The sequence below is a fragment of the Duganella sp. CF517 genome (genome assembly GCF_900110275.1).
Classification (GTDB): Bacteria; Pseudomonadota; Gammaproteobacteria; order Burkholderiales; family Burkholderiaceae_D; genus Rugamonas.
In genome coordinates, this window is sequence record NZ_FODC01000004.1 from 705,981 (window position 1) to 719,112 (window position 13,132).

At 68.0% G+C, this 13,132-nt stretch carries 9 protein-coding genes; 6 read left to right on the forward strand and 3 right to left on the reverse strand.

Annotation, left to right across the window (positions count from 1 at the left end):
- Window positions 1-204: 204 nt before the first annotated feature.
- From BMX85_RS19085 to BMX85_RS19110, 6 genes are all read left to right on the forward strand, one after another.
- Window positions 205-1,470 (forward strand): sugar MFS transporter, encoded by a 1,266-nt coding sequence (locus BMX85_RS19085; RefSeq protein ID WP_090321846.1) that lies wholly within the window; start codon window positions 205-207, stop codon window positions 1,468-1,470.
- Between the two features lie 269 nt (window positions 1,471-1,739).
- Entirely contained in the window at window positions 1,740-4,769 is a 3,030-nt protein-coding gene (locus BMX85_RS19090) for a TonB-dependent receptor (RefSeq protein ID WP_090321851.1), read from the forward strand.
- Between the two features lie 100 nt (window positions 4,770-4,869).
- On the forward strand, window positions 4,870-6,123 hold the full coding sequence (locus tag BMX85_RS19095; RefSeq protein WP_090321854.1) for a glycoside hydrolase family 6 protein: 1,254 nt from the start codon (window positions 4,870-4,872) through the stop codon (window positions 6,121-6,123).
- Between the two features lie 80 nt (window positions 6,124-6,203).
- On the forward strand, window positions 6,204-7,070 hold the full coding sequence (locus BMX85_RS19100) for a substrate-binding periplasmic protein (RefSeq protein ID WP_090321859.1): 867 nt from the start codon (window positions 6,204-6,206) through the stop codon (window positions 7,068-7,070).
- 112 nt (window positions 7,071-7,182) lie between these two features.
- Window positions 7,183-7,848, forward strand: coding sequence for a response regulator transcription factor (locus BMX85_RS19105; RefSeq protein WP_090321863.1), 666 nt, complete (start codon window positions 7,183-7,185; stop codon window positions 7,846-7,848).
- Complete coding sequence (locus tag BMX85_RS19110; protein ID WP_090321866.1) at window positions 7,838-9,217, forward strand: ATP-binding protein; 1,380 nt, start codon at window positions 7,838-7,840, stop codon at window positions 9,215-9,217. The genes BMX85_RS19105 and BMX85_RS19110 overlap by 11 nt, the downstream gene beginning before the upstream one ends.
- Window positions 9,218-9,227: 10 nt before the next feature.
- On the opposite strand, the gene BMX85_RS19115 is transcribed toward BMX85_RS19110, so the two are convergent.
- From BMX85_RS19115 to BMX85_RS19125, 3 genes are read right to left on the reverse strand one after another with little or no spacing between them, the layout of a single operon-like run.
- Window positions 9,228-10,046, reverse strand: a complete 819-nt coding sequence (locus BMX85_RS19115) for a MurR/RpiR family transcriptional regulator (RefSeq protein ID WP_177196814.1) — start codon at window positions 10,044-10,046, stop codon at window positions 9,228-9,230.
- The gene (locus BMX85_RS19120; RefSeq protein WP_090322248.1) at window positions 10,043-11,554 is read right to left on the reverse strand and encodes a tryptophan halogenase family protein; all 1,512 of its coding nucleotides are present in this window, start codon (window positions 11,552-11,554) and stop codon (window positions 10,043-10,045) included. The genes BMX85_RS19115 and BMX85_RS19120 overlap by 4 nt, the downstream gene beginning before the upstream one ends.
- Complete coding sequence (locus BMX85_RS19125; protein WP_229210564.1) at window positions 11,554-12,966, reverse strand: alpha-amylase family glycosyl hydrolase; 1,413 nt, start codon at window positions 12,964-12,966, stop codon at window positions 11,554-11,556. Before BMX85_RS19125 ends, BMX85_RS19120 begins: the two co-directional genes overlap by 1 nt.
- Between the last annotated feature and the right edge of the window lie 166 nt (window positions 12,967-13,132).

Genomic DNA, 13,132 nt, shown 5'->3' on the forward strand with positions numbered 1-13,132 from the left:
CGCCTTTGTTGTAACTCGGGTAAATTCCAGCTCGGGAAGCGATTTCATAAATCTATTTGGTGAAAAGCATAAAGCTTTCTATCGATAACTCTGATAGGTGAATTCTCGACCGCACCAATGATATCGATTTCACGACCTGGCGCCGGCGTGTGCCCAGGCCGACTAGAATAATAGGGGATTCAAGTGGCAAACCTTTCACCGACCATGGCCGGCGTCGCGCCCGGCGCGACCAAGACCAACCAGGGCGCGCTGTTCATCATCATCATGTTGTTCTTCATGTGGGGTCTGCTGACCTCGCTGAACGATGTGCTCATTCCCCATCTGAAGGCGGTCTACACGCTGACCTATGTGCAGGCGATGCTGGTGCAGTTCTGCTTTTTCGGCGCGTACTTCCTGGTGTCGGTGCCGGCCGGCGCGCTGATACGGCGCATCGGCTACCAGCGCGGCGTGGTCACCGGGCTGGTGGTGGCGGCCGTCGGATGCGCGCTGTTTTACCCGGCCTCGCTGGGCGGCTACGGGCTGTTCCTCGGCGCGCTGTTCGTGCTGGCCAGCGGCATCACCATTCTGCAGGTGGCCGCCAATCCGTATGTCACCTATCTGGGACCGGCTTCGACCGCGTCGAGCCGGCTCAACCTCACGCAAGCGTTCAACGCGCTCGGCACCACGGTGGCGCCGGCGCTGGGCGGCATGCTGATCCTGTCGGGCGCGGTGCTGTCGGCGCAAGAATTGTTGCAACTGCCTGCCGCGCAACAGGCCGCCTACAAGGCGCACGAGGCGGCGGCGGTGCAGGGGCCGTACCTGGCGCTGGGCGCCGTGCTGCTGGGATTGGCGCTGTTCTTCGCCCTGGCGCGCCTGCCGCGCATCGCCCAGCCGGCCACCGACGCGGCGGCCAAGGTGTCGCTGCTGTCGCACCGCCATCTGGTGCTGGGCGCGATCGCCATTTTCCTGTATGTCGGTGGCGAGGTGTCGATCGGCAGCCTGCTGATCAATTTCCTGGGCGAGCCCAACGTCGCCGGCATGACGGCCGCCGAGGCGGCCCCGTATGTCAGCTATTACTGGGGCGGGGCGATGGTGGGGCGTTTCATCGGCTTCGGCGTGATGCGCAAGGTCAGCCCCGGCGCGGCGCTGGCGGCGACGGCGGCCGGATCGGTGCTGCTGATCCTGGTGGCGGTGTTCGCCAGCGGCACGCTGGCGATGTGGGCGCTGCTGCTCGTCGGCCTGTGCAACTCGATCATGTTCCCGACCATCTTCAGCATGGCGCTGCACAAGCTCGGCGCGGCCACCGGCCAGGGCTCGGGCCTGCTGTGCATGGCCATCGTCGGCGGCGCCATCGTGCCGTTCGCCCAGGGTTTGCTGGCCGACACGGTGGGCGTGCAGTGGTCGTTCCTGCTGCCCATCCTGTGCTACCTGTACGTGTTGTTCTATGGCTTGAAGTACGCAACGCTGTACGCGCAGCAGCGGCCGGCTTGAAACGATGCGCGGCGGCGCGGCCGGGACGACCCGGGCGCCGCCTCCATCACAGCGGCGCTTGACGCCTCGGCGAGGCCGAGGCGCCGCGCGCTTCCAGATTCTCTTGTTTAGTAACGCAACTAAACAATATAATAGCGGCTTTGTTCGGCGTAACGTCGATTGCGTTCAATTTTGAAAACGTTTTCATACCACGCCGCCGGCTAGGCCGCGCCGTCGCCGGGATGCCCGGACCCAGCAAAAAAGTTTTTTGAAATCAACGGAGACATGCAATGACCCAGTTTAAAAAGACCGCCATCGCCATGGCGGTGGCCCAGATCGGCTTCATGGCCAGCGCCGGCGCCTTGGCGCAGTCGGCACCGCCGGCGGAAGCCGCGCCGCAGGAGGGCGCCGCCGCCGTGGTGGTGGTGTCCGGGCAGCGCGCCGCGCTGCAATCGGCCCAGAAAATCAAACAGAACGCCGATGAGATCGTCGACTCGATCAATGCCGAGGACATCGGCAAGCTGCCAGACCGCTCGATCACCGAGGTGCTGCAACGCGTCGTCGGCGTCACCATGGACCGCAGCGTCGCCGGCGACCCGCAACACTTCGCCGTCGAAGGCTCGGGCATCGCGATCCGCGGCCTGAACTACGTGCGCTCGGAATTGAACGGCCGCGATTCGTTCTCGGCCGGCGGTGGCCGCGCGCTCAGCTTCGAAGACGTGCCGCCGGAATTGATGGCCGGCGTCGACGTGTACAAAAACCCGTCGGCCGAACAGATCGAAGGCGCCATCAGCGGCCTGGTCAACCTGCGCACAGCCATGCCGTTCGACTACAAGGGCTTCAAGGGCGCGATCTCCGGCGACATGTCGTGGGGCGACCTGCGCAAGGGCAAGGCGGCGCCATCGAGCTCGCTGCTGCTGTCGGACCGCTGGAAAACCCCGTTCGGCGAGTTCGGCCTGCTGGTCGACCTGGCCAAGTCGCGCAGCGACGTGCGCACCGACAATTTGCAGGTCGAGCCCTACTATCCGCGCGACAACCTGGTGCCCGGCCAGACGGTCTGGGTGCCGAAGGGCGTGACCTGGCGCACCACCGAGTTCGAGCGTACCCGCCAGGGCCAGTACGCCGCCGCCCAGTGGCGTCCCAACAAAGACCTGAACACCTCGCTGACCTATTTCAAGTCCAAGTACAACCTGACCTGGTCCGAGCAGGCAATGCTGATGTCGCACAATTCGCCGTACACCATCCAGGTGGCCAACGGCACCTACGGCGCCAACGGCCAGCTGCTGACCGGCACGCTGTCGGACCCGAGCACCGGCGGCATCAACCTCAATCCGGACCGCCGCGTGGCCTCGCGCGATTCGTCGACCACCGACATTTCGTGGAACGTGCAATGGCGCGTGACGCCGCAGTGGACCATCCGCAACGACCTGCAAGGCGTGCGCGCCAAGACCCAGGCGCTCGATTCGGACGTCGCCACCGGCCTGCAACTGCAAAAGCAAAACCTCGACCTGACCGGATCGATGCCGCGACTGAATTTCGACGACGCCGACCGCGCCGCCATCGCCGACCCGAAGAACTACTACTGGGCCTACACGATGGAGCACCTGGACAAGTCGACCGCCAGCAACAACGTCTGGAAGACCGACGCCCAGTATGACTTCGACGACAAGGTGCTGCGCGACGTGCGTTTCGGCGTGCGCTTCACCGACCGCGAATCGGACACCCGGAATTCGAACCCGAGCTACAACTGGCAGGGTGTGACCCAGCCGTGGATGCTGGGCTGGAACATTCCGACGCTGGCCTCGCTGGGCGACTCGCGCTTCAACAGCGAGGCGCGCCTGCACCAGTTCACCAATTTCTTCAACGGCAGCGTGTCGGTGCCGTCGGCCGTGTTCCCGAGCGACGCCGTGGCGCGCGGCTATCCGGACAGCTACGCCACGCTGCACGGCTACCACGACATCCTGTGCCGGGAGACGGCGGCCGCCAACGGCTACGGCGATTGTCCGGCGTGGGTGCCCGCCACGTTCGGCACCGATCCGGCCGAAAACAACAACGTGCGCGAGAAGACCAAGGCCTTCTACACCCAGGTGCGGTTCGCCTTCGAGGACTTGAAGTATCCGATCGACGGCAACCTCGGCGTGCGCTACGTCAAGACCGATTCGACCGCGGCCGGTTACACCGTGTTCGCGCCGGCCGTCTTCAGCGTGCCGCCCGGCGCCGGCCAGACCGGCGTGCCGATTCCGCAGATCGCCGCGTTCTCGCGCCAGGAAGACTTCAAAAACTCGTACAGCAACATCCTGCCGAGCCTGAACCTGAAGCTGAAGGCCACCGACCAGTTGCAGTTCCGCCTGGCGCTGGCCAAGGCGCTGTCGCGTCCGGATTTCACCCAGTTGCAAGCCTATAACGCGCTGACCCAGCGCATCTACAGCACCCTCAACCCGGCCACCAACGTGGTCAACATCGACAACGTCGCCCTGACCGGCGAGGCATCGGGCAACCCGATGCTCAAACCGGTGACCTCGACCCAGCTGGACTTGACGGCCGAATGGTATTTCGCGCCCGGCGGTTCGCTCACGCTGGCGCTGTTCAACAAGCAGTTGAAGGACATCATCGTCAACCAGGTCAGCAATATCTCGGCGGCCGACGCCACCGGCAAGATCCAGAACTTCACCACCACCTCGCCCGTCAACGGCGCCAAGGGCCACGCGCGCGGCTTCGAGCTGGCCTACCAGCAGTATTACGACAACGTGCCGGCCTGGCTCAAGGGTATCGGCCTGCAGGCCAGCTTCACCTACGTCGACAGCAAGCGCAAGCTGTACAACCCGGTGTATTCGCCGTATTGCAGCGGCGGCGCCGGCGCCGAGAACCTGAACCTCAACATCAACGGCTGCGACACCGACGGCCGCGTGTTCGACGACCTGCCGCTGCAAGGGCTGTCGCGCCGCACCGCCAACCTGTCGCTGATGTACGACCGCGGCCCGGTGTCGGCGCGCCTGGCGTACAACTGGAAGTCGCGCAACCTGCAAGGGGTCAACCAGTACGGCACCAACGGCACCGACGGCAAGGACACCAATCCCGCCAGCGCCACCTACAACGCCACGAGCCTGGCCTACGGCCTGCCGCTGTGGGCCGAAGCCTACGGCCAGCTCGACGGCTCGATCTTCTACAAGATCACCGACCAGCTGACCTTCGGCATCGAGGCGCAGAACTTGAACAACGCCAAGTTCCGTCAAACCATGCAACAGCATATCGGCAGCATGGAGCACACCTGGTTCGCCACCGGCCGCCGTTACGCCGCCAAGGTTAGTTACAACTTTTAAGCGCTGGATGTAGTCGCAGTGGCAGCAAGCCGGCCGGGGCGCAAGCGCGCCGCGGCCGGGTCGGAGACGTCGTACACAAACAAACCTAAAGGAAACCATCATGAAGAACCTCTTGCGGCCGTTGCTGGCCGTCGCGCTGTCGCTGGCCGCCAACCTGGCCAGCGCCGCCCCGAGCTGCAGCGCCACCTATGCCACCCGCAACGACTGGGCCACCGGCTTCGTCGTCGACGTGGTCGTCACCAACGCGGGCCCCGCCACCGTCAGCGGCTGGAACGTCAAATGGACCTACGGCGGCCCGGTGGCCCTGACGTCGGCCCCGTGGGGCGCCAACGTCACCATCAGCGGCAACACCGTCACCGGCACCGACAATGGCAGCCACCCCAGCATCCCCGCCGGCGGCACGGTCAGCTACGGCATGTCGCTGTCGTACACGGGCGCGCGCCCGACCCCCGGCCCGATCACCGTCAACGGCACCAATTGCGTGACCACCGCCATCCCCGCGCTGTACGTCGATCCGCAATCGACCGCCGCGATCTGGGTGCGCAACAATCCAGCCGACGGCCGCGCCGCCGACATCAACGCCCGCATCGCCACCCAGCCGGGCGCGCGCTGGTTCGGCAACTGGAGCGGCGACATCGGCTACGCTACCGGCAGCTATGTCGGCGCGGCGGCCGCCAACAACCGCATGCCCGCCCTGGTGGCCTACAACATCCCGGCGCGCGACTGCGGCCAGTACAGCGCCGGCGGCGCCGGCTCGCTGGCCGACTACCAGAACTGGATCAGCGCCTTCGCCGGCGGCATCGCCAACCGCGACGCCATCGTCATCCTGGAACCGGACGCGATCCCGCAGCTCGACTGCCTCGACGCCAACGGCAAGGCGGCGCGCCTGCAACTGTTGCAGTTCGCGGTGAACCAATTCAAGACGCAAGCGCCGCGCGCGCTGGTGTATCTGGACATCGGCAACAGCGCCTGGCTGGCGCCGGCCGAAGCGGCCACGCGCCTGTACAACGCCGGCATCGCCAACGCCCACGGCTTCTCGCTGAACGTGTCGAACTACCGCAGCGACGCCGAGAGCAACGCCTACGGCAACGCCGTGCGCGCCGCGCTGCAGCAGCAACGCGGCTGGACCAAGCCGTTCGTCGTCGACACCAGCCGCAACGGCAACGGCCCGAACGGCACGCTGTGGTGCGATCCGGCCGGCCGCAAGATCGGCGTGGCGCCGCGCGTCAACGCCGCCGGCACCCAGCCGGAAATGACCTTGTGGATCAAGTCGCCGGGGGAATCGGACGGTTGCGCGGCCGCCGCCGGCACTTTTTCGCCGGATCTGGCGTACAAACTGATTTACGGTTACTGATGCCAGCCATGGTATCCTGGGATTCCGGGTATCGGCGGGATCGCAGCGGCGCCGTGTATGCATCAAAACAGTGAGACGACATGGCACGACGATGGCGGGGCGGCGCGGCATTCTGGTTCACCGCGGGGATGGTCTGCACGCAATGGGCTTATGCGGCCACGCCAGCCGACGGCGGCCCCGGCCCGTTGCGGCTGGTGGTCGGCGACGCCAACGACGCCTGCCTGCGCGACCCGCGCCATCCGGAGCTGCCGCGCGAGGGTGGCATCATGTGCGATCTGTTGCGCGAAATGGCGCGCCGGGTCGGCTACGACACGCCGTTCGAACGCTATCCGCTGCAGCGCGCGCTGTTCATCGGCGAAACCGGCCGCAACGTGATGCTGGCGCCGCTGGCGCGCATCCCGGCGCGCGAGCATTTGTTCCGCTGGCTGGTGCGGATGCTCGAGGACGAGCTGGTGGTGGTGACCCGGCGCGATGCGCGCTTCGACATCGACAGCGCGCGCGCGCTGCGCCATCTGCATATCGGCGTGGTGCGCGACGGCGTGGCGGCCAGGCTGGCGGCCGAACAGGGCTGGCCCGACGTGGTCGCGGCGTCGCGCGATGTCAACAACGCCCATAAATTGCGGCTGGGCCGGATCGACGCCTGGGTCGGGCCCTGGAACGCGATCCTGGTGGCCCAGCGCGCCGCCGGCCTGCCGCTGTCGGCGCTGCGCCGCGGCGCGGTGCTGCGCCGCCTGCCGCTCTACCTGGCCGGTTCGCGCGATCTCGACCCGGCCGTCGCGGCGCGCTGGCAAACGGCGTTCGACGCCATGCGCAAGGACGGCACGCTGGCGCGGATTTTACGCCAGCATCAATTCGAATCGGCGCCGCCGCCGCCGACGGCGGCGGCGGCGCGCGAGCCGGCGCGCAAGGCCGCGGCCAAGCCGACGCCGCCCTCCGGCGGCCGCTAATCTTTTCATTTCGACCAGCGCCGGTGGCGCCCCCGCCGAAAATAAAGAAAATCTGAAGATTGGGCGCGACGGCGGCGCTCCGGCCCCATGCCGCCGCTGCTAAACTAGCCCGATGAAAATATTTTTGATCGAAGACGACATCGCCATCGGCAGCGCCTTGCTGTCGGTGTTCCAGGACGAAGGGCACAGCGTGGTGTGGTGCCGGCTGGGCGGCGACGCGGTGGACCGCGTCAAGGCCGAACATTTCGACGTGGTGCTGCTCGACCTCGGACTGCCCGACGGCGACGGCGTCGACATCCTCGGCGCGCTGCGGGCGGCCGGACAGACCATGCCGGTGCTGGTGCTGACCGCGCGCGAAAGCTTGCAGGACCGACTGGCCGCGTTCGCCATCGGCGCCGACGACTATTTGATCAAGCCGTTCGCCATTCCCGAGCTGCTGGCCCGCCTGCGCGCGGTGGTGCGGCGCGCCGGGCTGGCGGCCGACGGCCACGAGCCGGAGTGGAAGGTGGGCGCGCTGGTGCTCAACGAGCGCCGCAAGCTGGTGGCGCTGGCCGGCGAGACGCTGGCGTTGTCGAAAACCGAGTACGGCTTGCTGCTGACCTTGTTGCAACAGTCGGGCCGGGTGCTGACGCGCGCCGAGATCGAGAGCCGGGTGCTGCCCAACAGCGACGGCAAGACGCTCGACGTGCACATCTTCAACCTGCGCAAGAAAATCGGCGACGGCTTCATCCGCACGGTGCGCGGCGTCGGCTACATGATCGAGCCCGATGAGGGCTAGGCAGCCGTCGCTGTTCGGCCGCTTGATGACCGGTTTCGCCGGCGTGCTGGCGGCGGTCACGCTGGTGTCGTTCGCCTACGTCGTCTACGAGGCCAAGGCCACCCAGCGCGTGCGCACCCAGGCCGAGAACCGGGCCCACGCGCACGAGGCGCTGCTGCACTTCGGCGCGCTGGCGCGCCAGCCGCGGGCGATGCTGGCGGCCGCCGCCCAGATCGAGGCGGTGCGCGCGCACATGTTCAAGTCGCTCGACTACCGCTCGCGCGTGCGCCTGCGCCTGTGGCAAGGCGGCCGCCTGGTCTACAACTCGGCGCCCTGGCTGCCGGCCGCGCTGCCGGCCTTCGGCACGCCGCAGGCGCGCACCGCCAGTTCGTGGGAGCGCGCGGTGGTGGCGGACCCGGCCAACGGTCTGGTCGTCGAGCGCAGCCACGAGGTCGACGATGAATGGATGCTGTCGCTGTCGGCGCTCAACGTGCTGATGTCGTCGACCGTTTTCAGCCTGCCGCTGTTGCTGTTGCCGGCCTGGCTGATCGTCGGCATCGGCCTGCGGCCGCTGCGCCGCATCGCCGAGCTGATCGAGCAGCGCGACGAATTCGATCTGGCGCCCTTGCCCGATTCGAACTACCGCGAACTGTCGCCGCTGGTGTCGGCCATCAACCGGCTGCTGGCGCGCCTGTCGCAGCGCATCGAGCGCGAGCACGCCTTCATCACCGACGCCGCGCACGAACTGAAGACGCCGCTGGCGGCGATCCAGATCAACGCCCATTTGATCCTGAGCCGCTGCGACGCCGGCGTGCGCGAGCGCTGCGCCGCCGCCGCCGCCGGCCTGAATGGCGGTGTCGACCGCGCCAGCCACATGGTGCACCAGTTGCTCGCCTTCGAACGCGCCAGCACCGAGTCCGACAGCGTGCCGGACACGCCGATGGAACTGGCCTCGTTCCTGCGCGGGCGCATCGCGGCGATGGCGCCGATCGCCGTGGCGCGCCGCATCGATATCGTCTTCGAGGCCGACGCCGCGCCGGTGCGCCTGCTGCACGTCGAGAGCATGGCCGCGCTGTTCGACAATTTGCTGAGCAACGCGATCAAGTACGCGCCCGACCGCAGCCGCATCCACATCGCGCTCGCCAACCATGCCGGACTGGACCGCGTGACCTTGACCGACGAGGGGCCCGGCATCGTCCCGGCCCTGCGGCGGCGCGTGTTCGAGCGCTTCTACCGCCTGCCCGGACAGCGCGAGGCGGGCAGCGGCCTGGGGCTGGCCATCGCCCAGCGCGCCGCCGAGCGCAACAAGGCCAGCATCGCGCTGGCCGACGGCCCCGGCGGCAAGGGCCTGTGCGTGCGCGTCGACTTCCCGCGCAAGGCCGACGGCTGAGGCGGCGCCGTCAGCCCGGCGCGGCGCGCGGCGGCGCGCGCAGCCCGGCCAGCAGCAGATCGGTCATCAGGCAGTGCGCCAGCAGCGCGCCGGCGCCGTCGGCCGGGGCGGCGGCGCTGCCGAGCACCAGCCGCGCCGACGCCGGCACGAACGGCGCCAGCGCCACGTCGCTGACGACGACCGCGCCGAAGCCGTCGCCGATGTAGTGGCCGATGGCGTCGAGCATCGCCGCGTCGGGCATGCCCTGGCAGAAGAACAGGCCGGCGGCGGGCGGGGCCGCCTCGCGCGCGGCGGCCGCCGCCGGCATCGCCGGCGCGCGCGCGGCCAGGCCCTGGCGCAGCAGCGCGTCGCGCGCATACAGGGCGGCCAGGCCGAGCTGGTAGGCGGCCAGGCAGTCGATGCGCGGCGCGCGCGCCAGCACGGCGACGGCGTCGGCCAGCGGCGCGCCGTCGAGGTGGGCGCGCAGGCGGTGGACGGCCGCGGCGGCATGGTCGAGCAGGTCGCCGGCGCCGCCGCGCGGACGCGGCGGCGGCAGATGGAACAACACGGCCGTGTCGTGGCGGCCCAGGCTGGCCACCAGCGCTTGCTTCAGATCGGTCAGGCCGGTGTGGCCGAGGGCGCGGCAAAAACGCATGATGCTCGGCGCGCTGGCGCCGGCCCGGTCGCCGATCACCGCCATCGGGGTGCGGGCAAATTCCAGCGGCGCTTGCAGCAGCACGTCGGCCACTTTGCGCTCGACCGGCGTCAGGCGCGGGTAGGCGTGGGCGACGCGCTCGAGGAAGGGATTGCCGGCCACGCCGGCGGCGCGCGTCGCCGGCGTCGCCGTCATGGCCGCGGCGCCGCGCAATGTTCGGCGATGAAGGCGTCCTGGCTCGGCATGCGCGCCACGCATTGGCCGATGACGCCGGCGACGTCGCCCAGGTACTCGGCCACCTCGCCCTCGTCGAGCAGGTCGGCCAGCGGGTGGTGGCCGCCCGCTTCGATGCCCTGGCCGTGCAGCACCTGCAACCAGCCGACCTCCGAAAACAGTTCGTTGTCGATGCGCACGATGCGCCCGCGCGCGCGGTACAGCTCGATCTTGGCGCGCAGCGTGTCGGGCACCGGCATGGTGCGGCAATAGTCCCAGAACGGCGTGTCGGCGCGCGTGGTGGCGTGGTAGTGCAGGATGATGAAATCGCGGATGCGCTCGACTTCGAAGTCGCTCTGGCGGTTGAACTCGGCGATGTCGGGCGCGCTGAAGCCGCGGTCGGGGAAGAAGGCGATCAGGCGCGCGATGGTCGACTGGATCAGGTGGATGCTGGTCGATTCGAGCGGTTCGAGGAAGCCGGACGACAGGCCGACCGCCACCACGTTCTTGTTCCACACCTGTTTGCGCTTGCCGGCGGTGAAGCGCAGCTGCTTGGGCTCGGCCAGCGCGGGGCCGTCGAGGTTGTCCATCAGCAGCCTGGCGGCGGCGTCGTCGTCCATGAAGGCGCTGGCGTAGACGTGGCCGTTGCCGGTGCGGTGCTGCAGGCCGATGCGCCATTGCCAGCCGGCAGGGCGCGCCGTGGCGCGGGTGTAGGGCAGCAATTCGGGGCCGGCGCCGGACGGCACGGCCCAGGCGCGGTCGCACGGCAGCCAGTGGCGCCAGTCGTCGAAGCCGGTGTGCAGCGCCTGCTCGATCAGCAGCGCGCGGAAGCCGCTGCAGTCGATGAACAGCTCGCCGCCGACCCGCTCGCCGCTTGCCATGCGCACCGCCTCGACGTGGCCGTCGGCGGCGCGCAGCACGCTGTCGACCACCTTGCCCTCGATCCGCTCGACGCCGCGCGCCTCGCTGTAGCGGCGCAGATAGGCGGCGTACAGGCCGGCGTCGAAGTGGAACGCGTGGACGATGTCGCCCAGCGGCGAATTGGCGTGCGAGCGGTCGGCGCGCATGAACTTGTTCTGGCGCGCCGCCATGCGGTTGATCGAATAGCGCTCGAGGTCCGGCGCCTGGCCGGCCTGGTGCAGGCGCAGCCAGTACTGGTAGAAGGGCAGGGTGGCCAGGTCCTGGCCGAAGATGCCGAAGCCGTGCATGTAGTTGTCGCCCAGCTTGCCCCAGTCGCGGAACTCGATGCCCAGCTTGAACGTGCCCTGGGTCGCGCGGATGAACTCGTCCTCGTCGATGCCGAGCACCTGGTTGAAGCGCCGTATCATCGGGATCGTCGATTCGCCGACGCCGACGCTGGAAATTTCGTCGGACTCGATCAGCTTGATCCTGACCTTGCCTTCCAATACCTTCGCCAGCGCGGCCGCCGTCATCCAGCCGGCCGTGCCGCCGCCGACGATGACGACCTTGGTGATGTTTTTCTGCGTCATCATCGCTCCTTCACCAGCACGCGGTAGCCCCACGCCGGCATCGCCAGGCTGGTCGCGGCGTCGATCACGACCGCGTCGCCGGAGTCGAAGTCGCGGTAGCGGCCTTGCTGCAGTGTTTGCGCGAAGCGCGCCTCGACCGGCGCGTCGCTGAGGTTGAACACGGCGAACACCTTGTCGCGCTCGTTCTGCCGCACGAAGCTGAAGAGCTTCTTCGGCGCGCCGTTGGGCACCTGCACCATGGTCGCGCCCCAGGCGCCGTTCCACAGCGCCGTGTTGGCATTCTTGAGCGCCAGCAGTTTCTTCAGCAATTCACCGCGTGGCGAGGCTTGCCAGGCGATCGGGTCGCGGTCGAAGAACGCCAGGCGCTTGCGGTTGCCCGCCTCCTGGCCGTTGTAGATCATCGGGATGCCCTCGCTGACGAAGGAGAACACCGTGGCCGCGTCGACCGCGGGACCGAACAGCTCGAACTCGGTGCCGTCCCAGGTGTTCTTGTCGTGGTTGGTGGTGTAGAGCATGCGGTAGGCTTGCTTCGGATAAAACTTCTGCCCCCAGGCGTAGTAGGTGTACAGCGCGGTGGCGTCGGCCTTGCCCTGGGCGATGTTGTGCAGCGTGTCCCACCAGGTCCAGGCGTAGCTGGCGTCGAAGGCGACCGCGTGCATGTCGCGGCTTTCCCATTCGGCCAGCATGAACACCGGCTTGATGGCGCGCAGTTCGCGGCTGGCGTTGTCCCAGAAGTCCTGCGGCACCAGGCCGGCGGCGTCGGCGCGGTAGCCGTCGACGCCGGCCTCGCGCACCCAGTACGTCATCGCCTGCGTCATGTAGCGGCGCAGGCCGGGCTGGTCGTAGTCGAGGTCGATGATGTCGTCCCAGTCGTACCACGGGGTCGGGTGGGCGTCGCCCTTGTAATCCTTGGCGTACCACTCGGGGTGGCTGGTGCGCAGCACATTGTCCCAGGCGGTGTGGTTGCCGACCCAGTCGAGGATCACGTGCAGCCCCAGGCCGTGGGCGGTGTCGACGAAGCGCTTGAAGTCGGCGAGGGTGCCGAATTCGGGATTGACGGCCAGATAGTCGCGCACGGCGTAGGGGCTGCCCAGCACCCCCTTGCGCTTGACCTGGCCGATCGGGTGGATCGGCATCAGCCACAGGATGTCCACCCCCAGCTCCTTCAGGCGCGGCAACTGTTGTTCGGCCGCGCGGAACGTGCCTTCGGCGGTGAACTGGCGGGTATTGATTTGATAGATGCTGGCGTTTTTGGTCCACTCGGCGTTCTGGAAACGCACGTAGGACGTGGGCTGGTAGGCGCCGTCGGCGGCGCTGGCGCCGGGCTGGTCGCACAGCGCCAACAGCGGTGTCAGCAGCAGTGTCAGCAGCAGACGGCTGCTCCGGGTAAGCGAGGTGATCGGGTTCATCATCGGTTGGTGGTGGTCGCGCCGAAAAGGAAAAAAACCCCGGGCCCCAGATGACGGCGAGGCGGCCCGGGCAAGGAGAGACATAGGAGTTGTCACAATGCAGGCCGGATGGTGGAATAGAAGCGCGCGCCCGTCAATGGCGCGGCGCCGCAAAAATAAAGGAAGCCTG

Coding starts and splice junctions, on each gene's coding strand:
- BMX85_RS19085 (WP_090321846.1), top strand. CDS start 205: ATGGCCGGCGTCGCGCCCGGCGCGACCAAGACCAACCAGGGCGCGCTG.
- BMX85_RS19090 (WP_090321851.1), top strand. CDS start 1,740: ATGACCCAGTTTAAAAAGACCGCCATCGCCATGGCGGTGGCCCAGATC.
- BMX85_RS19095 (WP_090321854.1), top strand. CDS start 4,870: ATGAAGAACCTCTTGCGGCCGTTGCTGGCCGTCGCGCTGTCGCTGGCC.
- BMX85_RS19100 (WP_090321859.1), top strand. CDS start 6,204: ATGGCACGACGATGGCGGGGCGGCGCGGCATTCTGGTTCACCGCGGGG.
- BMX85_RS19105 (WP_090321863.1), top strand. CDS start 7,183: ATGAAAATATTTTTGATCGAAGACGACATCGCCATCGGCAGCGCCTTG.
- BMX85_RS19110 (WP_090321866.1), top strand. CDS start 7,838: ATGAGGGCTAGGCAGCCGTCGCTGTTCGGCCGCTTGATGACCGGTTTC.
- BMX85_RS19115 (WP_177196814.1), bottom strand. CDS start 10,046: ATGACGGCGACGCCGGCGACGCGCGCCGCCGGCGTGGCCGGCAATCCC.
- BMX85_RS19120 (WP_090322248.1), bottom strand. CDS start 11,554: ATGACGCAGAAAAACATCACCAAGGTCGTCATCGTCGGCGGCGGCACG.
- BMX85_RS19125 (WP_229210564.1), bottom strand. CDS start 12,966: ATGATGAACCCGATCACCTCGCTTACCCGGAGCAGCCGTCTGCTGCTG.